Source organism: Vibrio sp. D3, from assembly GCF_043995865.1.
GTDB classification, from domain to species: Bacteria; Pseudomonadota; Gammaproteobacteria; order Enterobacterales; family Vibrionaceae; genus Vibrio; species Vibrio diabolicus.
In genome coordinates this window covers 2,823,050-2,845,244 of the sequence record NZ_CP171887.1, presented here as the reverse complement: position 1 = coordinate 2,845,244, position 22,195 = coordinate 2,823,050, and the positions used below count along the sequence as shown (strand labels likewise).

20 protein-coding genes are annotated in these 22,195 nt (G+C 44.5%); 18 read left to right on the top strand and 2 right to left on the bottom strand.

Annotated elements, in window-relative coordinates; genetic code table 11:
* Positions 1-74: 74 nt before the first annotated feature.
* On the bottom strand, positions 75-947 hold the full coding sequence (gene galU / locus ACHFJ9_RS21195) for a UTP--glucose-1-phosphate uridylyltransferase GalU (protein ID WP_395356219.1): 873 nt from the start codon (positions 945-947) through the stop codon (positions 75-77).
* Between the two features lie 158 nt (positions 948-1,105).
* Positions 1,106-1,750: a LuxR C-terminal-related transcriptional regulator gene (locus ACHFJ9_RS21190; RefSeq protein ID WP_005397417.1), complete on the bottom strand. Its 645-nt coding sequence runs from the start codon at positions 1,748-1,750 to the stop codon at positions 1,106-1,108.
* A gap of 277 nt (positions 1,751-2,027) precedes the next feature.
* Here ACHFJ9_RS21190 and ACHFJ9_RS21185 point away from each other — a divergent pair, with 277 nt between their 5' ends.
* From ACHFJ9_RS21185 to ACHFJ9_RS21100, 18 genes are all read left to right on the top strand, one after another.
* Positions 2,028-2,564, top strand: a complete 537-nt coding sequence (locus tag ACHFJ9_RS21185; protein WP_012841367.1) for a single-stranded DNA-binding protein — start codon at positions 2,028-2,030, stop codon at positions 2,562-2,564.
* A gap of 242 nt (positions 2,565-2,806) precedes the next feature.
* Positions 2,807-4,816 (top strand): RNase E specificity factor CsrD, encoded by a 2,010-nt coding sequence (csrD, locus tag ACHFJ9_RS21180; protein ID WP_375223799.1) that lies wholly within the window; start codon positions 2,807-2,809, stop codon positions 4,814-4,816.
* A gap of 11 nt (positions 4,817-4,827) precedes the next feature.
* A complete protein-coding gene (locus tag ACHFJ9_RS21175; RefSeq protein WP_395356216.1) occupies positions 4,828-6,273 on the top strand; it encodes an MSHA biogenesis protein MshI in 1,446 nt (481 codons plus the stop codon).
* Positions 6,270-6,920 carry a type II secretion system protein GspM gene (gspM, locus tag ACHFJ9_RS21170; RefSeq protein ID WP_104970993.1) on the top strand — a complete coding sequence of 217 codons (651 nt, stop codon included), beginning with the start codon at positions 6,270-6,272 and terminating at the stop codon, positions 6,918-6,920. Before ACHFJ9_RS21175 ends, gspM begins: the two co-directional genes overlap by 4 nt.
* Positions 6,913-7,245: a hypothetical protein gene (locus ACHFJ9_RS21165; RefSeq protein WP_046873588.1), complete on the top strand. Its 333-nt coding sequence runs from the start codon at positions 6,913-6,915 to the stop codon at positions 7,243-7,245. The genes gspM and ACHFJ9_RS21165 overlap by 8 nt, the downstream gene beginning before the upstream one ends.
* A gap of 20 nt (positions 7,246-7,265) precedes the next feature.
* Positions 7,266-8,909, top strand: a complete 1,644-nt coding sequence (gene mshL, locus ACHFJ9_RS21160; protein WP_046873589.1) for a pilus (MSHA type) biogenesis protein MshL — start codon at positions 7,266-7,268, stop codon at positions 8,907-8,909.
* Between the two features lie 44 nt (positions 8,910-8,953).
* Positions 8,954-9,799, top strand: a complete 846-nt coding sequence (locus ACHFJ9_RS21155) for an ExeA family protein (protein ID WP_124009113.1) — start codon at positions 8,954-8,956, stop codon at positions 9,797-9,799.
* Positions 9,796-10,893 (top strand): lipopolysaccharide assembly protein LapB, encoded by a 1,098-nt coding sequence (locus ACHFJ9_RS21150; RefSeq protein WP_207546010.1) that lies wholly within the window; start codon positions 9,796-9,798, stop codon positions 10,891-10,893. Before ACHFJ9_RS21155 ends, ACHFJ9_RS21150 begins: the two co-directional genes overlap by 4 nt.
* Positions 10,890-12,614, top strand: coding sequence for a GspE/PulE family protein (locus ACHFJ9_RS21145; RefSeq protein ID WP_253652237.1), 1,725 nt, complete (start codon positions 10,890-10,892; stop codon positions 12,612-12,614). Before ACHFJ9_RS21150 ends, ACHFJ9_RS21145 begins: the two co-directional genes overlap by 4 nt.
* Positions 12,615-12,622: 8 nt before the next feature.
* Positions 12,623-13,846, top strand: a complete 1,224-nt coding sequence (locus ACHFJ9_RS21140) for a type II secretion system F family protein (protein ID WP_253652238.1) — start codon at positions 12,623-12,625, stop codon at positions 13,844-13,846.
* Positions 13,847-13,849: 3 nt separating this feature from the next.
* The gene (locus tag ACHFJ9_RS21135) at positions 13,850-14,311 is read left to right on the top strand and encodes an MSHA biogenesis protein MshF (RefSeq protein WP_253652239.1); all 462 of its coding nucleotides are present in this window, start codon (positions 13,850-13,852) and stop codon (positions 14,309-14,311) included.
* 291 nt (positions 14,312-14,602) lie between these two features.
* The gene (locus ACHFJ9_RS21130; protein WP_253652240.1) at positions 14,603-15,106 is read left to right on the top strand and encodes a type II secretion system protein; all 504 of its coding nucleotides are present in this window, start codon (positions 14,603-14,605) and stop codon (positions 15,104-15,106) included.
* Positions 15,107-15,169: 63 nt separating this feature from the next.
* Positions 15,170-15,403 carry a type II secretion system protein gene (locus ACHFJ9_RS21125; protein ID WP_005388453.1) on the top strand — a complete coding sequence of 78 codons (234 nt, stop codon included), beginning with the start codon at positions 15,170-15,172 and terminating at the stop codon, positions 15,401-15,403.
* Positions 15,404-15,518: 115 nt separating this feature from the next.
* Positions 15,519-16,067 (top strand): type II secretion system protein, encoded by a 549-nt coding sequence (locus ACHFJ9_RS21120; RefSeq protein WP_253652241.1) that lies wholly within the window; start codon positions 15,519-15,521, stop codon positions 16,065-16,067.
* Complete coding sequence (locus ACHFJ9_RS21115) at positions 16,064-16,630, top strand: prepilin-type N-terminal cleavage/methylation domain-containing protein (RefSeq protein WP_282174963.1); 567 nt, start codon at positions 16,064-16,066, stop codon at positions 16,628-16,630. The genes ACHFJ9_RS21120 and ACHFJ9_RS21115 overlap by 4 nt, the downstream gene beginning before the upstream one ends.
* The gene (locus ACHFJ9_RS21110; RefSeq protein WP_256964569.1) at positions 16,630-17,343 is read left to right on the top strand and encodes a PilW family protein; all 714 of its coding nucleotides are present in this window, start codon (positions 16,630-16,632) and stop codon (positions 17,341-17,343) included. The genes ACHFJ9_RS21115 and ACHFJ9_RS21110 overlap by 1 nt, the downstream gene beginning before the upstream one ends.
* Positions 17,333-17,767, top strand: coding sequence for a hypothetical protein (locus tag ACHFJ9_RS21105; protein ID WP_053809344.1), 435 nt, complete (start codon positions 17,333-17,335; stop codon positions 17,765-17,767). Before ACHFJ9_RS21110 ends, ACHFJ9_RS21105 begins: the two co-directional genes overlap by 11 nt.
* A 6-nt stretch (positions 17,768-17,773) precedes the next feature.
* Entirely contained in the window at positions 17,774-22,102 is a 4,329-nt protein-coding gene (locus tag ACHFJ9_RS21100) for a DUF6701 domain-containing protein (protein ID WP_395356209.1), read from the top strand.
* Positions 22,103-22,195 lie beyond the last annotated feature (93 nt).

Sequence of the window (22,195 nt, the reverse complement as noted above, 5' to 3'; positions counted from 1 at the left end):
AAAAAAACAGTAAAAATAAAAGCCCAACATAATGCTGGGCTTTAGAAACAATAATTTCGTACTACGACGATGCTTTATACCGCTTTTTGTGTTGTGTGTTTACCTAACTCTGAGGCTTTTTCATCTTTTAGATAAAGGTTTTTAAAACAGTAGTTGGTTGCTTCGATGTAACCTTCAACACTACCACAGTCAAAGCGTTTGCCTTTGAATTTGTAAGCCAAGACACAGCCCGCTTTTGCTTGTTTAAGTAGCGCGTCAGTGATTTGAATTTCACCACCTTTACCTGGCTCTGTGTTTTCAATCAGTTCGAAAATATCAGGGGTCAGAATGTAGCGACCAATGATCGCAAGGTTGCTTGGTGCCGTGCCTTTCTCTGGTTTTTCTACCATGTCGTCTACGCGGTAGATGTCATCTTTGATCATTTCACCAGAGATAACGCCGTATTTGTGAGTCTCATCTTCTGGGACTTCTTGTACGGCAACGATAGAACAACGAAACTGTTTAAATAGCGCCACCATTTGAGCTAGCACGCCTTCTTCTTCGTTGACACAAAGGTCATCAGCAAGAACGACGGCAAATGGTTCGTCACCCACCAGTTCACGCCCGGTCAAAATCGCGTGGCCTAAGCCTTTCATCTCGCGTTGACGGATGTAAGTGAAGTTTGCAGATTCAATGATTTCACGGATATCTACCAATAGCTCTTCTTTATTGGTACCGCTAATCTGGTGTTCCAGTTCGTAGTTCTTATCAAAGTGGTCCATGATAGAGTGTTTGCCACGACCTGTCACAATACACATGCCGTTCATACCAGCTTGAATTGCTTCTTCAACGCCGTATTCAATAAGCGGTTTATTCACGACTGGCATCATCTCTTTTGGCATAGATTTCGTTGCCGGTAAGAAGCGAGTGCCATAGCCTGCAGCAGGGAACAGACATTTTTTAATCATTGGGGGAATATCCTATCTCGTTATTATCAAGAATCTGCGCATAACTTTAACACGAGAGCCGTCAATGAATCATGAATAAAGTAGGAAAAAGTGTGAGACTTAGTGCGGAAAAAAGATGAGCGACTCGTCATTTTAGTCATAAGAGTCGCGGCATCGCATTATGACATTAAGTTTTGATCTGCCCACGCGATTGCCTGAACGCGATTCTTCACTGATAGCTTTTTGAATATCTGATACAAGTGCGATTTGATGGTGAATTCACTGACAAATAATTCCTCGGCCATTTGGCTGTTTGAAGCGCCAGCTTGCAAGCAACGCAGTACTTGCAGCTCGCGAATGGTTAGGTCTACCGTGGCTGGGGCAGTATGAGTGTTAATGACGTTACGGTAATAGTGTAAAAGTTGACTGGTTACATTACGCGGCAGCCAGTTTTGACCGTTAACAATGCCTTTTAATCCTTCTCCAATTTGCTCTAGCGTATCTTCGGAATAGAACAGCCCCTTTAATTGACCAAATGAAAGCAGCTCATCCGTGGTCAGCCTTTTAGGGACATTGAACACAACGGTTTCAAAGTTCTTCCATACCAGCGGTAAGTTTTTGATCGATTGAACGAGTGATTTATGTTCACTGAAGTCGATCAGTAGGATTTTATTACGATGCTGTGGCTTAGCTTCCATGAGTGCTTCGGTTGAAATCACCGGGATGCTCATATCAATGTACTTTTCGAGTGCTGCCACCTTTTTTTGCGCATTATCTTCCATACTGATCAGAAATAGCTTTCTTGCGTAAGCCGACTTTCTCACGTGTTCAAATCTCCCAGTGTTCAATAAAGGCCATAAGTTGGCATTAAAGAGAGGTTATAACCATAGCTTTACTGAATAAATGCGTTCGAATTCAAAGCTTCACGAAACGATGTCTGCAAAGCGAATCAAAAATGCTACATGCGTAAGTTGAAATGCGATTTGGGTTCTAGTAGGTGACTCATTAGATCACAATGGTATTAGACTTTAATCAAAACATTAAAGCGTGCTATTCTAATGCGCTAAAATTTTATATATCCAGAGTGAAACGGAGCACATCATGGCCAGCCGTGGAATTAACAAAGTTATTTTGGTGGGGAATCTAGGTAACGACCCTGAAATTCGTTACATGCCGAACGGCGGTGCAGTAGCTAACATTACTATTGCGACTTCTGATTCATGGCGTGATAAAGCGACTGGCGAACAGCGCGAAAAAACGGAATGGCACCGTGTTGTGTTGTTCGGCAAACTTGCGGAAGTAGCAGGTGAGTACTTGCGTAAAGGTTCTCAAGTATACATTGAAGGCCAACTGCAAACTCGTAAATGGCAAGACCAAAGCGGTCAAGATCGCTACTCAACTGAAGTCGTTGTTCAAGGCTTCAACGGCGTGATGCAAATGCTTGGCGGTCGTGGTCAAGGTGGCGGCGCACCAATGGGCGGTCAACAGCAGCAGCAAGGTGGATGGGGTCAGCCTCAACAACCAGCTCAGCAGCAGTACAATGCGCCTCAGCAACAGCAACAACAGCAGGCTCCGCAGCAACCACAGCAGCAGTACAATGAGCCACCAATGGATTTTGACGACGATATTCCGTTCTAAATTCTGCTTATGCTTGAATCGAAAAGGCCGCGAATATCGCGGTCTTTTTTATTGTCGCTATCTAATGATCTCAAAGGCTTATCTCAGCAAGGTTAGGCGTAACAATAAAACTTATCAATGAGTGTGATGTTCTTTATGCTCCAGCCTCTCACTATCAGACGAATCCGATTGTTTGATGAACTCTTATCAAGTATAAATATTTCAATAAGGTATATGATGAATAAAAAAGGAATTTGGTATTCATGAGGTATACCCCAACTCTTAAGTTAAGCACACGGCTGGTGGCTTTTGTCACCATGATCGTCATCTGCGCCATGTTTATCTTGTTTGTCGGTGGCACCCTCTCTTTTAAACGTCTTGGGCAGGAATATCTCACCCATTATTTAGAAGGGATCGTAGAGGTGGTCGACAAGGAGATGGAAGATCCTGACGCTGCTTATTCTATGCAGCGCTGGATGCCGAAAATGCTGCAGGCTTCCAATATTGTCGAAATGACATTGTCGACCAACAATGCGGTTGTTTATCGCTTCAAAGATACTTCTCATCAAATGGAAGCGTCAGTCTTGTTTGAGACAGAATACCAACTGACTCACAATCAAGATTACACGATTCATTTTAAAGCGATCCCGCCTTACTTAGGTTACAGCTACTCAATGCAGGCGCTTTGGTCGATCACGCTTGCCGTTATCTTGATCATCTTCTGTTTAATGCGCGGCGTTGCGTGGCTTAAGGAGCAATTAGAAGGCTCTGAAATGCTCGAAGAGCGAGGCAGGATGATCCTTGCTGGTCGGGTAGAGCAGTATGCAAAAGGTGACAAAAAAGAATGGCCTTATACTGCCAGTGAAGCGCTCGATGTATTAATTGAAGAGTTACAAGATGCGCGTCAAGAGCGAAGCCGATTTGATACCTTTATTCGAACTCAAACCTTCCTTGATAAGTTAACAGGTACCGCCAATCGAGTGCTGTTTGATAGCAAACTGGAATCGGCGTTACTAGAAAGTGGGGCTCGCGGCGCCGTGTTGCTAGTACGTATTCAAGACTGGAAACTGGTTGAAGAAGAGCAAGATAAGCAAATTACGGATGAGTTTATTGTTGAAGTTGGGAGTTTATTATCCAACTTAGTTCAGCGATACCCTGATGTTGTATTTTCTCGTTATTACGATGCTGATTTTGCGTTATTTCTGCCGCATCAAAGTGCTAAAGATGTGGCTAATTTGGCATCACAATGCATTCGCCAGTTAGAAAAATTAATGCCGCCAGAGCCACTCGACCCAGACAACTGGTGCCATATAGGCATCACTACTTATAAAGAGGGTGAGCGACACAGCCAAATCATCGATGAGGCAGAGACAGCTTTGCGTAGTGCGCAACTACAAAATAACAATAATTGGAGTCGCTTCAAAAAATGGAACCACGATGAAGAAGCTCGCGGAAGTGTGAGGTGGAGAACGTTATTTGACACAGCACTTACACCAGAAAATGTGATACTCTACGCACAATCTGTGCACCCAATAAGTGACGCAACGCATAAAAAATCATTATATGAAGAGTTAACATGTCGGATTCGCGATCCTGAGAATGGCATTGTTAAAGCGTCTCGGTTTATTTCTGCGATCAGACAGGTTGGTTATGAAGCGCAAATGGATAAGTCAGTTATTAATAAATTCTTAAGAGAATTTAAGGATAATTTTGATAACTCAAGATCGTATGCGCTCAATTTGAATGTAACGCCTTTTTCTAACCGAGAGTACTTTAAATGGTTTCGTGATGAACTCTTACAGTTGTCACGTGAACAGAGAAAGTGTCTCAGTTTTGAGTTTGTTGAAGCACAATTTGTAAGACACTTAGACTTTATGCGACCAGTCGCTAAAATGCTGGCCGGTTTAGGGTGCCACTTAATGGTTGGGCAGGCTGGACGAACCATCGTCAGCACTCACTATTTAAAAGAAGTGGATATTCGTTACCTTAAACTTCATCGCAGTTTAGTAGCAAAAATCGACCAGCGACATGAGAACCAGCTATTTGTCCGCAGCATGCTAGGTGCCGCGGCAAACAGTAAAACTAAAATCATAGCAGTGGGAATTGAGAATCAAAACGAGCTCAACACGTTAATTGAGCTCGGGGTTTATGGTGGGCAAGGGCGCTACTTTTCTGCAGAGCAGCAGTTTCTTCCTCGTCCACAAGCATTGCCAAGTTCTCAATCAGAATCCCAAGTGAAATTGGGAAGACGAAATCGCTGGCGTAAAAAATAAAGATAATAATCATGGATTTCAAAGCACTACTCGACAAGCTCAAACGATCATCTGGTGGTGGTCGTTCCTGCTTTTTGGTTATTCAGCCAGACGCCGTTTATTTATCATCTTCAATAAAAAGTGGCCGCCCATACCAATTTGATATTTCTGAATCCAATTGGGAGAAAGCCGTAGAGCAAGCATTGAGCGTTGCTGCGAGTGCGTATGATTCTCTGACGGTTGTCCTTTCTCATAACTATTATCAGATGTATCAAATTGACAAACCTGTCATGCCGCGCCAAGAATGGCCTGCAGCATTACCGTTTTTGTTGAAAGAACTGATCTCTGAGCGTGCCGTTGACATCATTGCAGATGCGGTAGAGTTACCCAATTCAACCAAAGTGCAAGCTTACGTCTTATCACGAAAAATGTTGGATAAGATCGTGTTACTGGCCAGTCGCGCCCAGTTGCCATTAGAAGCTATTCTTCCTGAAGACGACATTTGGGGAGAGACCGCAGGTGAACTAGGTAACTTCCTATTATTACAACGCAGTGTGCGTGGTCACTTCCGTATTAGCGCTTTTGTCGAAAATACTATCGCGTTCCATCGTTCGATTCGCAGTGTGACGCCACCGTTAACGGGGGTTCCGTCTAGCGAGTTACAGATGGATAGCCTCTCGTTAGAACTGCAACGTTCGATTGATTATCTTTCTTCTCAGTTGCGCCATGTGCAGCTGCATCAATTGAAAGTATGTTGTGATGAGGAGGATGAGAGTGAGCTTGTTCAGTCTCTGAACTACCGTTTAAGCACTAAAGTTTCTCCGTTATTACCACCAGAACATGAGTTATCAGGACACGTTTTAGCAGATGCTGCTGCGGCTTCTAATACTCGACGCGTTAACTTATACCCTGATTACTTAAAGCCGAAAAAAGAGCTCCTGACACTAAGAAATATCGCGTTATCTTGGGGTGTCTCGGCTGCGGCCATTCTACTCTCTTACGGCTATGTGACTTGGCAGAGCAGTGGTTTAGAAGATGAAATTGCTATTGTAAAAAGCAAAGGCGATATCATGAAGTCAGAGCTTGAACGCTATCAAGTCAAGCTACGTAAGCATCAGCCCGACAATAATAAGCTGGCAGCTAAAGCCCGCTTAGAGCGTGAAGTCAAGGCGAAGCGAGACTCGCTTAAAGCCGTCGGGAAATACGATGACTCGCAGCGCACGGGTTACTCTGGCGTGATGCAATCATTAGCTAAGCTAGGAAACCAAGAAATTTCTTTGTCCGAAATTCGAATCAATAACCATACCTTAGATCTGAAGGGACTGGCGAAAAAGCCGAGCTCAGTACCAAGTTGGGTTAACCAATTTAAAACTGAGATTAGCTTGGTTGGCCGGACATTTGACGACGTCAAAATTGGCCGAAATGATAAGGATATTGTGACGTTTGAGCTAAAAACGCGCGAGGATAAAGAGAAATGAACGAATTCTGGCTCTCATTAGAAGAGCGCTTTGGCGAAATGAGCGCGCGTGAAAAAGTGCTTATCGCGCTGTGTGGTTTAGTTGTCGTGATCATGTTGCTTTTTACGCTGGTACTGGAACCAAAGCTTAACGAGATCATCAGTAATGAGAGGCAACTAAGCAATTTAAAGCAAGCCAATCAAAAGATTGAAATCGACACGCTACGTATTCAAGCGCAGCTGAAGAAAGATCCAAACGCTGAGATTGATCGCTCGATATCTAACCTGCTAACAGAAAGTCAGCACCTTTCGATGCAGCTAGCGGAGATCATCGAACACCTTATTACACCTTCGCAAATGGCTGAGCTGCTGGAAAATGTATTAGAGCAGCAAAGTGGCATTCACCTTTTGTCTTTGCAAACTTTGCCATCTGAGCCAATTACGGAAGATAAAGAAGCATCGCAATACTCTGGTTACTACGTACACCCTGTACGCATGGAGCTGACTGGCGACTACTTTTCTATTGCCAATTACCTAAATAAGTTGGAGAGCCTTCCTGCCAGTTATTATTGGCGCAGCTTTAGTTACAAAGTCGAAGAGTACCCGAAAGCGAAGCTTGTGTTGGAAGTCTACACACTAGGATCTCGAGAGGAGTTTATTGGTGGTTAAAAAACTCATCATCTCATTACTTGTCATGGCTGCGGCAGGAACCGCTTGGGCGAACCAAGATCCAACGGCACCACTTGGCTGGGAAAAGCCTGCGGTTGAAACGTCAGCGAAACCAAAAGCAAAACAGTACCGACTGCCTACGCTCAACAGTATTGTGTGTAAGCCAAGTACTGCTTGTGTCGCGATTATGGATAACAAGCTTGTTGAAAAAGGCGAGCTATTTAAGGGTTATCGCGTCGCGAGCATTAATAGTGAATTTGTAACTTTAAAGCGTGGTAACCGTCAGTGGGACCTAGAGCTTTTTGGTTTAAACGTAAAAAAATAATAACCAGAGCCTGATCAGATATGCGCAAATTAGTTGTAGGAATAACGATTGCTTCTTTAATGGGATGTTCAATGGGTCACCGTGACCCAGTGGAAGTCAAAGAAGCGCTCAATGAATCTATCAATCAAGCGAACAGCCGCACGTTAGAAGAAATTCCTTCTTCTGTCGAAGCGGACCTGATGCCTAACTTAGACTCGAATGTTGCTTCAGAGCAAGGCACCTCGAAGCGTTTCCGTATTCAAGCGAATGCGGTCGATGCACGAAGCTTTTTTGCCTCTCTAGTCAAAGGCACTGAGTACAGCGTGGCGATTCATCCAGCGGTACAAGGTAATATCACCGTCAACTTGTCAGATGTTACGTTGGATGAAGTCCTGAGCGTTGTACAGAACATGTATGGCTATGATGTGGTGAAGTCTGGCAAAGTTATTCAAATCTACCCTGCTGGTATGCGTACGGTAACCATTCCTGTTGATTACCTCCAGTTCAAACGCTCTGGTCGATCATTGACGAGCATTGTCACGGGCTCAGTGACCTCGGCTGGTACGTCTAATTCTGGCGGTAGCTCAGACAGTTCTGACTCATCAGACTCTGACAATGGAAGTAACAGCGGCGATAGCTCGACGACTTCTACGGGCGGTACACGCATCGAAACCATCACTGAAAGTGACTTCTGGCCTATGCTGCAGCAAGCCGTTGCGAATCTAATTGGTTCAGGCAAAGGACAAAGTGTTGTCGTAACACCACAAGCAGGAGTGATTACGGTTCGAGCGTTTCCAGATGATATTCGAGAAGTCCGTGAGTTCTTAGGTGTATCGCAGGAGCGCATGCAGCGTCAGGTCATTCTTGAAGCTAAAATTCTAGAAGTGACGTTGAATGATGGCTACCAACAAGGCATCAACTGGTCGAACTTATCGGCGTCAATTGGTAACTCGGGTAGTGTCGTAGTGAACCGCCCTGCGTCGGCATTACCACCGTTGGATGCGATTGGCACGCTATTGGGCGGCCAAACCAACGTGACTATCTCTGATGGCAACTTCAATGCTGTGTTGAGTTTTATGTCTACACAAGGTGACTTGAACGTTCTTTCGAGCCCTCGTATTACCGCTGCCAACAACCAAAAGTCGGTCATCAAAGTGGGTACCGATGAGTACTTTGTTACCGAGCTATCGAGCAATGCAGGCAACGGTGAAAATTCAAATGCCGTTCCAGAAGTGGAATTAACACCATTCTTCTCAGGTATCTCTCTCGATGTGACTCCGCAAATTGATAACAAAGGCAATGTGTTCCTGCATGTTCACCCTGCGGTTATTGAAGTCTCGGAAGAAGTGAAGAAATTGAACTTGGGCGGTGAGTTCCAAAACATCCAATTGCCATTGGCAAAAAGCTCTATTCGTGAATCAGACTCGGTTATTCGTGCTAAAGATGGCGATGTTGTGGTTATCGGCGGTTTGATGAAACAGCAAAATCGTGAGCTTGTTTCTAAAGTCCCGTTCTTGGGCGATGTGCCCGCATTGGGGCATTTGTTCCGCAACGTAAATAACGTGACTGAGAAAACAGAATTGGTCATCTTGCTAAAACCGACCGTAGTTGGTGTGAACTCTTGGCAGAAAGAGCTAGAGCGCTCTCGTGATCTGCTGCAAGAGTGGTTCCCAGATGCGCAATAAGCGCGGGGAAAGGTTCCGTTTTTCAATGAGTTTGTGATTCGAGTATGTACTTGTCACATTTTGGATTTCGAGTTCAGCCTTTTTCGTTAACCCCAAACACAGAAATGTTCTTGGGGTTAGTCCCTCACTATGAGGCGATCCAAACCATTTTAGCCGCTGTGCAAATGGGAGAAGGGGTGATTAAGGTGACGGGAGAAGTCGGCACCGGAAAAACCATGGTGTGTCGTAAGTTAATTGAGCAGATTGAATCTGAAGTCGAGCTGATTTACTTACCTAATCCAGTTTTGAATGGAGAGCAGTTGCAGTTTGCTGTCGCCAGAGAGTTAGGCATCGAGAACGATGACCCGCTACGTATTGTTTCTCTCATTCAAGAACACCTGATTCAAGTGCATTCTGCGGGAAAGAAAACCGTCTTGATCGTCGATGAAGCGCAAGCTCTTTCTCCACAAGCGTTAGAAACATTGCGTCTGTTCGGTAACCTAGAAACGGAACAAGATAAACTCATTCAACTGGTATTATTCGGGCAACCTGAGTTGGATGAGCGGTTAGCCAGCCACGAGCTAAGGCAGTTTCGTCAACGTATTACGTTTAGTTGTCAGCTGCGTCCCCTTTCTATAGATGAAGGCGTGGCTTACATCAATAATCGTTTAGAGAAGGCAGGCAATGGAGCGCACATTTTTTCTATTGAGCAGAAAAAAGCGATTTGGCGTTCATCCATGGGGATTCCACGTTTGATCAACCAAATTAGCCACAAGTCGTTGCTTGCGGCATTTAATGATCGTTGCACACTATTAAAAAATCATCACGTTTACGCAGCTATGCACGATACGTTTGATGCCCGTAAACCTAAGTTTAAAACACCCGTATTTTGGGGATGGAGTCAACCTTGAGTGCCATCAATAAAGCATTATCAGAACTCGCTGAAAAAACATCACCGTCAGAGCTTACTCGTGCGGACATTCCCAACGTTTCACGCAGTAAACCTTGGCTTTGGCTCGTTGCCGGTTTCTCGTTAAGCCTTGCGGTGGGCGGCTGGGCGGTCTCTCGCGGTCCTATCCCTTCAGGCGAGCTTTCACCAGTTCAAACAGAAACCATGCCATCGTCGTCAGTGAATGCTTCGTCAATCACATCATCAGAGCGTACTCATTCGCCAACGAGTAAAATGACGCCCGAAACAGCCCATGTGGTTTACACGAAGCCAGTGACACAACCGGCTGCGCAACAACAGCTTCATATGCCAGATACTGATAGGTTCACCCCAAGAGCGGAGGTAAATGCGGTCTCTGAAGATGCATTGCTACTCGCGCAAGTGGCAACGATGCCAAGCGATGAGCAATCTAATCACGTAACCCGCACGACAGCAGAAAACAGTTCAATGCGTATTGAGCAGGTTGAGCTGACGCACCGCCAATTATCTCTTAAAGCGGTTAGCCGAGCGGAAAAAGCACTGGATGCTAATGATATGCAAACGGCGTTGTCCGCTTATGCTGAGGCGTTACGTTATGAGCCAATGAATGCAGACACGCGTCAAAAATTATCGGCGTTGTACTTTGGCAAAGGCGACACGCGTAAAGCGTATGAGATTATCCAAGAAGGCATCAACCTTGACACGAACAACCAAGTACTTCGTTTGGCCTTGTCTAAGTTGTTAGTGAAAGCTAATCAACCTGAAGCGGCGCTGAGTCCGCTTGTGCATTTGCCTCCAATACCAAGTCGAGATTACTTGGCGATGCGTGCGGCATTGGCACAAAAACACAAGCAGAATGATATTGCGCTTGAGAGTTATCAACTCCTTACTCAACGTGAGCCGGAAAATGCGCGCTGGTGGCTAGGTTTAGCGATTCAACAAGAGCGCGCGCTGACGTTTACCGCCGCGATCAACTCTTACAACCAAGCTCTGGGTAAAGTTGGCATTTCGAATCAATCGCAAGCGTTTATCCGCGACCGTTTGAGCATCTTGAAACAGCTGGAGAATGCACAATGAAAATTCAGTTGAGAAAACGCTTAGGCGATCTTCTGGTTGAAGAAGGCATCGTCTCTGAAGAGCAAATCCAGCAAGCACTAAACGCACAACGTAGTACCGGGCAGAAGCTAGGCGATGCGTTAATTGATCTCGGCTTTATTACTGAGAAGCAAATGTTGGACTTCTTGTCCCAACAACTTGGTTTGCCATTGATCGATCTTGGTCGTGCCCCTGTGGATGCGGAAGCGGTACAGATTCTACCAGAGGTACACGCACGTCGCTTACGTGCGATGGTCGTTGCTCGAAATGGGGACACGTTGCGCGTTGCTATGAGTGACCCTGCAGATTTGTTCATCCAAGAGTCACTGATGAATTTGCTAGGTGAATACAACCTTGAGTTCATTGTGGCTTCAGAGCGCCAACTCATTTCAAGCTTTGACCGCTATTATCGCCGCACTAAAGAGATCGCTTCTTTCGCGGAACAGTTGCATGAAGAGCATAAAGACGAGCAAAGCTTCGATTACGGTATTGATGGAACCGACAGTGAGGAAGTTACCGTTGTAAAGCTGGTTAATTCCATGTTTGAAGATGCGGTACAAGTCGGGGCATCGGATATTCATATTGAGCCAGACGATCAGATTTTGCGCTTACGTCAGCGTATTGATGGTGTACTGCATGAAACCATCCTGAATGAAGTGAATATCGCATCGGCTTTGGTTCTTCGATTGAAGTTGATGGCGCACCTAGACATCTCTGAGAAGCGCTTGCCGCAAGATGGCCGATTCAATATCAAAGTGCGTGGTCAATCAATCGATATTCGTATGTCGACGCTACCAACGCAATACGGGGAGTCCGTAGTCATGCGTCTGCTTAACCAGTCTGCTGGTTTGCGTCCATTAGAAGAGTCAGGTTTGCCGCCAGATTTGCTTGCTCGTTTACGTCGACAGTTGGCTCGTCCGCACGGCATGATCTTGGTGACGGGGCCGACAGGTTCAGGTAAAACCACCACGCTTTACGGCGCATTAAGTGAGCTCAACGAGCCAGGGAAAAAGATCATTACAGCAGAGGATCCGGTCGAATACCGTCTGCCTCGCATCACTCAGGTACAGGTAAACAGTAAGATCGATCTGACTTTCTCGCGTGTGCTTCGAACCTTTTTACGTCAAGACCCGGACATTATTCTCGTCGGTGAGATGCGTGACCAAGAGACGGTAGAAATTGGTCTGCGAGCTGCACTAACGGGTCACTTAGTATTGAGCACTCTTCACACTAACGACGCGGTTGACAGTGCCTTACGCATGATTGATATGGGCGCACCGGGTTACTTGGTTGCCAGTGCGGTCAGAGCCGTGGTGGCGCAGCGTCTTGTTCGCCGTGTTTGTCCAGATTGCAAAACAGAAGACCATCTAGACGAGTCACGCCAACAGTGGCTAGCTGGGCGTTTTCCAAACCAAGTGGGCACCACTTTTTATAAAGGTGCAGGCTGTCAAAACTGTAACTTGACTGGCTATCGAGGCCGAATTGGTGTGTTTGAAATGCTCGAACTTGAGCAAGAAATGATGGATAAATTGCGCGCCAATGATGCGGTTGGCTTTGCCCAAGCCGCGCGTCGCTCAGAAAACTATAAGCCGCTGCTTGCCTCGGCGATGGAACTGGCGCTGCAAGGCACCGTCAGCTTGGATGAAGTGATGACCCTAGGTGAAGGTGACGCTTCTGGTAAGAATGAACCCATTTTCATATAGGTAAGTGAATGCCAACTTTTCGTTATCAAGGTCGTACTCTAGACGGCTCATCCACTAACGGCAAAATCGAGGCAGTGAACTCAGAAGCTGCAGCGGAAGCGTTGATGAACAAAGGGATCATCCCGCTCAATGTGCGGTTAGAGAAAGAGTCGGCAAAAAGCCAAATGAGCTTGTCTAAGCTATTTGTGCCAGCCATTCCATTGGAAGTGATCATTCTTTTCTCTCGCCAGTTGTTTAGCTTAACTAAAGCGGGCGTACCGTTGCTGCGTTCTATGCGTGGCCTGCTGCAAAATTGTGAAAACAAACAGCTCAAAGAGGCACTGGAAGATGTCGTTTCTGAACTGAGTAATGGCCGAGGTTTGTCTTCTGCGATGCAGCAACACAGCAAAGTATTCAGCCCACTGTTCGTTTCTATGATCAACGTAGGTGAGAATACGGGTCGACTCGATCAAGCACTATTGCAACTGGCGAATTACTACGAGCAGGAACTCGAGACTCGCAAACGTATCAAAGCGGCGATGCGTTATCCGACGTTTGTGATTATCTTTATTACCATCGCCATGTTTATATTGAACATCTTGGTGATCCCTGAGTTTGCATCGATGTTTACGCGCTTTGGTGTTGAGTTACCACTGCCGACGCGTATTTTGATCGCTACTTCTAATTTCTTTGTTAATTATTGGGTGTTGTTGATTGTGGTAATGATTGGCGCGTTTGCGGTTTTCAGAGCCTGGGTGGCGACGGCTGATGGTCGGGAAAAGTTCGATAAGTTTCGGCTTCGGCTGCCAATTGTGGGCGATATCGTTAATCGCGCGCAGCTTTCCCGTTTTGCCAGAACCTTCTCGTTGATGCTTAAGTCAGGCGTTCCACTTAACCAGTCTTTAGCTTTAGCCGGGGAAGCCCTGGGGAACCGCTTTTTAGAAAATCGAATTCTTGAGATGAAATCCGCGATTGAAGCGGGTAGCACCATCTCGGTTACCGCTATCAACAGTAAAATCTTTACCCCTTTGGTGATTCAGATGATTGCAGTAGGGGAAGAAACTGGTCGTATTGATGAGCTGCTGCTGGAAGTGTCGGATTTTTACGATAGAGAAGTTGATTACGATCTAAAAACACTGACCGCAAGAATAGAACCGCTACTTTTGGTGATTGTCGCAGGCATGGTCATGGTGCTGGCACTGGGTATCTTCCTGCCAATGTGGGGAATGCTAGACATCATCAAAGGCGGCTAATAGGTGGTTGAAAATCAAAGTCGAGCGACGCTAATCGTTTTTGGGGTAATTGCTACCATCATTGCTGTTGGCTTGGCGGTCAAATTACGTCCTGTTGCCGAGCAGGCGCAAGTTACTGGAGCGAAGTTGGCGAGAGTTTGGATGCAAGATAGTGTTCAGCGTTATCGTCAAGCTTGGCTCGTAAAAGGCGAGCCAGAACATATGCTGATGGATGGTTTTAACCTCACCATGACTGAGGGCGGGCTAGTATCTCCCTTTACTCAACAAGGTGTTTTAGATTGTGGTTATTGGCTAGCAGTGCATTATCCACAACGTAAAATAATGACCAATAAGTTAATAGATATCAGTGGAGCCATCAAAACTGATCGTTATGTCTGTGACTATACTTATGAAAATGGTCAGTCGATTGTAGTTATTTCAACAGCTAATCAACTGAAAATAGACGTCGAAATGTCGGCGGAGTGAATTTTTTGACACCTAATCACTATAATTGGTAATGAAAGTCGGTATAATGCAATCATTACCATAAGTAAGACGCTGTAATAGAGGGTAAACAATAATGTGTTTTTCTCATTGCAGCATGAACTGAATAATGGCGAATCGTCATTCTGCTCAAGCGGTAGATACAGTATCCACTTCACGGTCAGTTTTAGTGAACGTTGCTGCCCCAAACCGTTTTGACAATATCCAAAATGGTCGCGTGACCTAAACGAAACTTTGCAGTTGTACTGCATGCTTACATAGAGAGAGTAAACAATGAAAAGACAAGGTGGTTTCACCCTTATCGAATTGGTAGTGGTAATTGTAATCCTAGGTATTCTAGCGGTCACTGCAGCACCACGTTTCCTTAACCTGCAAGATGATGCTCGCAACGCAACTTTAGAAGGGCTTGCTGGTGCGATTAATGGCGCGTCTGGTATTATTTATGGTAAAGCTGCTATTGAAGGTATTGAATCGTCATCTGGCCCTGTAAGTGCCGCTGGTGGTAATGTTGATACTTCAAACGGCTACCCGACACCAACTGTAGATAACTTAACGAGAATGGTTGAAGGTCTAGGTGATAAAGGCTCAAATGAAGATTTTGAGTTTATTAAAGCTATCGATAGCTACACTCCATCAAATGGTGGTAAAGCAGTGTCTGCTGCTGCCGTGGGCATTGCAGGTTACACGAAAGCATGTGTTGTGTACTACGGAGCTGAAAATGAAAATACTGCGGGTAAAGCAGAGCTAACAGAAAATGATGATCACTGTACGCAATAGATGAAGAAGGCCAGCTAGTCTGGCCTTTATCTCTTTATTTTGATTAATCTCGGAATAGTTCATATGCGTAAATCATCGGGTCTTAGTGCAATAGAGTTTGTGGTTGTGCTGATTATCTTGGGTGTGATCGGTTATGTGGTATTGCCAAGATTTATCAGCTTTGAACCAGAAACTTACGAAGCGAAGTGGGAGCAAACTAAGCAAACCGCTGAGCATGTTTCTGAGACGCTAAGCAACAAAGAAACTTACGATCGAATAGAAGAAGAGATTGGCCGTTCAAAAGGGCAAAATAACTAGATATTGGTTATTTGTTCGTCTGTTCACATTTCGAATCGAAAAATTATAAACCTATCATTAATCTCATAATTTCATCGTATACTTATTTCGCTTGTTCTAAGCCTAAGGTTGGGTTATGAAAATTCGCAGCTCTGCATTAGGGTTCACTTTAATGGAGTTAATCCTCGTGATTGTTCTCCTCTCTATCCTTTCACTTTTTGCAGCCAGCCGTTTTATGGGCTCTAGCAGTTTCTCTGCATATGCATTACAAGAACGCGTGATTTCTGTGATTCGCCAAGTACAGGTGAATCGTATGCAGTCGAATATCAGCATCCCAAACAAGTCTTATCCTGAAAGGTGCCTACCTAGTAGCTATAAAGCTGGAGAGGACTCTAGCTACACTAACTTTTGTTTGTCGATTACGAGTACTTGCATAGGGTCTAGTGCTGCATGCGGCCTGGCTAGCAAGGAAAGAGACACTCGTAGTGACATAGTTGTTGATAAATCCGCAAAGTTTTCACTGACCAATGCTGTAACTAATCCAATCGAGTTTGATTTATTGGGTAATCCAATAAACTCAGCGAGTGGTGGGGTTTCAATCCTGATTGAAGATAAACATGGTCGAAGCCGCTGCCAAGTTGAAATTAATTCTCAAGGTTATGTTTCTAAAGGTACATGCTCATGAAGAAATCTAGTGGCATGACGTTAATAGAAATGATCATCGCGATTGTTTTAATGGGTATTGCGATGGTGGCGTTTACCTCCTTTCTTGTACCTCAAATTCGCGACTCTGCAATGCCACATTACCAAACCCGAGCAACCGCGCTCGGACAAAGTTTTATGTCGCAAATTTTGGCGCGTGGTTTTGATGAGAACAGCGACTTTGATGGTGGCCTATTACGTTGTGGGGAGAACTCGACTTCCTGCACCCTACCGGCCAATCTTGGTCCTGACTCTGGTGAGTCTATTCCCGAAAACTTTGACGATGTTGATGATTACATCGGTTGTTGGAGTACACCAACGACAGTTGCTCAATGCCAAGGGACCAGCCGGGGTAATATCTCAGATGTTTTGGGGGGAAGCAGCGAGAATAAATATCGAAACTTCCGAGTTGAAGTCGGCGTGGTATATGACAATCTGACTGCTACACCACCGACAGGAATCACTAACTATAAAAAAGTCACGATTACGATTTTTGCTAGTAACACTCAACCCCTGACACTGACTGCAATAAGAGGTAACTACTGATGAAAGTTCGTGGTTTCACCTTAATGGAAATGATCGTCACCATCGTAATCGGCAGCTTCATCATGCTTGGTATTGCGGGTTACGTACAGCTAGGTATGAAGGGATACGCAGACACGATTGATCGCCAACGAATGCAAACGCAAGCGCAGTTTGTGCTAGAGAAAATGTCGCGAGAAATTCGTCACGCAGTCCCAAACAGCTTTCATGTCCCTACCGGAACTACCAATTGCTTGGAGTTTATGCCGATTGAATATTCTGGTTTTTACACGCTGACGAATAACAATTTAGAGTTTCTGTTAGGCAATGACTCTACATTGAATCCTATTCCAGCGGATCGTTGGATGGTGATCAATCCAAGTCGCTATGAAGATTTGCAATCTGCCTCTCCTCAGAGTTTGGCGGTTGGCAATCTAGCGAAAACTGGTGATGTTTTTATTGTCAGTGGTGCAGCTAGTACGATTGGCGGGTCTTCCATTTCGAGCCGTCATTATATCTATCAAGATAACTCTGAAGTACGTTACTGCTTCGACAATGGTCGAATCACACGGAATGATATTACGGTCGCGGACAGTGTAGATACTTCCGTTAGCGATATGCATTACCTCGAGCCAACACTTCAACGTGGCGGTATCGTGCATATCAATTTAGAGTTCACTCAAAATGGGGAGCGTAGTGTTTACCAACAAGACGTACAGGTGCTCAATGTTCCGTAAAAAAGCTCTGCAAGGTAATGTCCTGATCGTCGTATTGTTCGTCATCATTGTGATGGGCTATCTAGCCGCATCTTTAATGAAGGTGAGTTGGTCAAACCAAAGTACGTTAACCAGAGAATTCTTAGGAACGAAAGCTTGGTTTATTGCGCAATCTGCCAATGAGTGGGCACTAACCCAGCTCTATCCTTTAAACGACACTACTCCAGATGTGGCCGATTTTTGTGCCAATACGGTAAGTGGCGCTACACCAAATGTTACACAAGGCACTAGTTGTCAATTACGTGCTATGACATGTTCAAACATTGGTACCTTTAATGCAGGTACCTCTGAAGCTGAATCTCTATTTAGAGTGCAAGCCACAGCAATTTGTGGTTCCGGGGTTGCACAAGTACAGCGACAACAAGAGATTTGGGTTAGGGAGTAAATAATAATGAAAAAACTGGTTAATTTGGTAGTGGCTACCATTGCTTGCTTACTTGTATTTCCTGCTTTCGCTGGGACGTGTGAGTTTTGGGGGAATAAAAGCTTTGAAGTTACTTTTGATGTTGTAGGTCCTGCGCATAATAGTTATGTGCTTCTTGAACACAATGGTAATCACCCTGATGAAGTTCTTTGGTACACAACGGACCGTCTTTCCAATTCAAATCATTACTTTTATGAACCAAACTTGTTAGAAGGTCAGCGTTATAATATTCGTATTGACTACTCTGTATCATCTGCGACCCTGAAGTATTACCGCAAGTTTGCTAGTGAGAGTCACTGGCTACTTATTGAAACCCAATCTGGCGTTGATTTGAAAAATGGTAAACTTTCCCTTGTTCATTCTGGCAGCCCAAGCAACGTAGATTGTGGTGGTGGTGACGAACCTAACCCTGTTGAGCCTGAAATACCTGATAATGTCTGTCAGTATTTCCCAGAACCGATTCAAGGTATGAAAGGCGTTACAAATAACACTCTTGTTGTGCCAAACAAATCTGCGCGTGCGTTAGGTTGGTCAGAAGACTACAAGACTTACTATACCGTTACAGATAAACAAGATCTATTTCGCTACTCAAGCTCAATGCCAACTCCGAGACAATCAAAATTTATTCTGGCGGGCTTTGATACGGTGAGTCAATTGGATGCTCAAGATCGCTTATATATGGAGCCAATGTGTGACTCAGATGCTGGCTGTGATGTGGGTAATAAAGATGGCTACCTAGAAAGCCGAAAAGCGAATGAACCACTGGGCGTGGCTACCAACTTTGGCGATGGTTCATTACGTATTACTGCTGAAAATATAGGACAGATTTGTTCTAAAAATAGTCTTTGTCGAGCTAATACGTATTCAGTTGATGGAAAAACAGGGATCGAAATTCAAGTCACATCGAATTTAGATACGCTAGATGTAAATCAATACAACTCACCTTATGATCAAGTGAAAGTCATTCTTCCAAATCAAACTAATATCAAGAAATTAGTTATGGAGGTCGGGACAAATGATGATGTGCGCCTAGTGATTCCCGAAGATGCAGAGGTAACTCTCGGGCAATGGAGTCATACTGGGCATGGTAAGTACACTTTTTTCAACCAGTCGAAAATCAATGTCAGTGGGGATTCTGTAATCTTCAATAACCCTATTGCGATAACTACTCATTACTATGTAACGATTTATGCTCCTGATGCGAACATAATTTTCAAAACTCGCAACCCTGATTTTTATGGCTTTGTATTAGCAAATCGCATTAGTTTTGAGAACCCAATAACTGTTCATGGCTCAGTGACGTCTCGACATCTAACCATGAAAAACGGTGTAGTTATTAAGAAGCCAGATTACTCTTGTCCAGTTCAGCCTCCAGTCCAACAGTGTAATCTATTACCTATGGAAACGTTTAGCTCATCTAATGTAGATAACTGGTCTGTTATTGGTTACGGCAGCAGTGTTAAGCCACAAGTAATTAATGGGCGCTTCAGGTTAAATGATAATCGTGCTCGTCAAGCTACGGCTTCGGCATACAATTACTTGTTCCCATCCAAAGAGAATTATCTAGAAATAGAGTTTGATCACTATGCGTATGGTAGCTCTCGTAATGGTGCCGACGGTGTAGCTCTCGTGATTTCTGATGCTAATGTTCCTCCCCAAACAGGAGCGTTTGGTGGTCCACTAGGCTACGGTATGAAATTGAGAAAAAACCACTCACACGAAGTCTCACAAGATGTTGAGGGCTTTGCTGGTGGTTGGTTGGGTATTGGTATCGATGAGTACGGTAACTTTTATCGAGAAGGTGGAGAAAATCTAGCTCGCAATGGTATTCCTAACAATGTTGGTATTCGGGGCGCTGGTTTAAAAGATAGTGATGGGAAATGGTTACGCGGATATAAATACATTAAAGGTCAGCAATTTAATGGTGATTTAGATAATCGTAAAAATAAGCGCCATCGCTATAAAGTTATTTTAAATTCACGAAAATCTGGCGTTATTACACTTTCTGTTCAACGAAAAATCAAGAATGGGCAGTGGAGTATGGTTATTCGCGACTTTGATGTCTTAACTGAGGGAGGTTTTAATTATACTCCGGAAAATTTCCGTATATCGGTTACAGCCTCTACTGGTGATTATACTAATACTCACGACATGGATAACTTCCAAGTTTGTGCTGATAAATACCAAAAAATTACGGACGGTATTCATCACTTTGAGTTTGATTACGCAGGGACAGGAAGTATTTGTCAGGCATCTGAAGTTACGCTTCGTGCCTGCATGGATGAATCTTGTTCAAAAACTTATCCTTCTTCAATATTGAATGCGAATCCAGGAGCTGTTGTTGATCCAGTGACGGTCTCCTTATTACCTCAATCTGATTCTCTTGTAGCATGGGAAGGTGGCGATCATGTTACGTTCTCTGACTCAGTGTCATTGAAGTTACAAGCATTCCAATCAGGCTCCGCAAAACTTGGGATTGCAAGTAGCTCGGTTCCGCAGTTTGGTTTTGACGGTGCGAAGTGTCGTATCGCTGGTGGTCCGCTATCTGAACAAAACTGTAATATCTTGTTTAACTCTGCTGCATTAGGGGTCACTGTGCCGGATAAAGTCGCAGGTAAGCCATTCTTTAACAATGACGGAGATGCATTATATAGCAACCAAAGCTCACCATATTTAGAGTTTTGTAGCTTGCCAAGTCAGCAAGGTGGTAACGGCGAAAATCGAGATGTTCAGCTGTCTATCGAAAGAATAGAGCCGACAAGTAACGCAGTATCAGTACCAGCTTACGTTTCTTTCAAAAAACGAGATGGTAAGTTCAGTGATGAAGTTAGTGTTGGAACAACTGATGTTGATATCGCAGATGTTTATTTTAATAACCAAGGTAAAGCGTACTTTAACCTGAGATACCCTGAAGCTGGCAAGGTTGCGCTGAAGGCAAGAATTAAAGATGAAAGTGACTCCTTGGGCCAGAATAGCTTTGTTAGTTTCCCTGCATATCTGACGCTGTCAACCGATGGGGGACAATGTAGCTCAGGTTCTTGTTCTCAAGGTTTTGTTGCTGCTGGTGAACCTTTCAATATGTTCGTAACAGCTCATCAATTTGGCGGAGCATTGGCGAAAAACTATCAGCAAGAAGGGCTATCTGTCGCTCATAAAGTGACTTATCCAACGGCTGGCGCTTTGTCAACCGGGGTTTTAGGTAAGGATGTGTATAATCATGACACGCCAACAAATGCAAAAGATTCAATTGAGCAAAGTGTCTCCGAGGTTGGGGCGTTTGAGTTTACAGTAACGCCACCAGAAGTCTACTTGGGTAGTAAAGCATTTGTGATTGAGCCCGCGAAAGGCGTCATTGGTCGATTCTACCCTAAATACTTTAAAGTTTACCCAGATGAAAGTGTGGACTGGGATTATCCCAACGCGCAGAGCTTTGCTTATATGAATCAGCCGTTTGGAGTGAGTAAGTTTTATGTTGAGGCTCTAAATGCGGGTAAAGGTGCTTTAACTAACTACACATATTTTGATGATTCTTTGTTGGCTAAGTTCAACCTATATGAGAATGGGGCATACACGTCTCGTTTCTCTTCTGTGAAGACGTACAGCGGAACATGGAAGGAAAGCTCTGGTAAGTCGCTCGCGGATTCTAGAAGTGTAGGTATTTATACGGGCTCAAGTAGTGATGGTTTGTTTGTAGCTAAGGGAAATGGAGCCCATTACCCTGATGGACCTTTTAACTTGTTTGAGCAAGGTAAGGACACATTAATTTCAATCACAGGCTCAAGTGCTAGTAAGGATCCTGTGACGGTAATCGAGAGTGATTCAGTTTTGGCTCCGCAACCCGACATCCGCTTTGGTCGAGTTGATCTAGATGATGTAGGCGGTAACCAAGGTACGACATTGCGAGTACCACTTCGAGTTGAATACTGGAATGTCAGCCGTTTCATTGCTAACCCGAACGATAGTCAAACCGAGGTTAAAGGTGTTACAGCTGCTGAAACGCATATTTGGCCAACAGGTGCTGGTGCTACTCCCAAAGCAGTCACGTTAGGAGCTGGTGGAGAAGTTGCTTCTGGTTCTTCTCGCTCTGTTACTGCAACTCAAGCTGAACCATACCGTCAGCAAACGCGCGTTTGGTTAGACCTTGATGATTCAAAAAATGGTTTACCTTGGCTCAAGTACAACTGGGATAATGACAAAGCGGGAGAAGAAAACCCTTCCTCGGTTGTTACCTTCGGTATTCATCGTGGTAACGATCGCGTGATTTACCGTGGTGAGCCAGGGTTAACCGGACAGTAACAACTTAGGTTTTTGCCCTTAAGTTAGGAAACTGCAAGAAATTGAGGCTTTCTGCTCATGTTTGTGTACCAATACCTTGCTGTGACAGCGAGG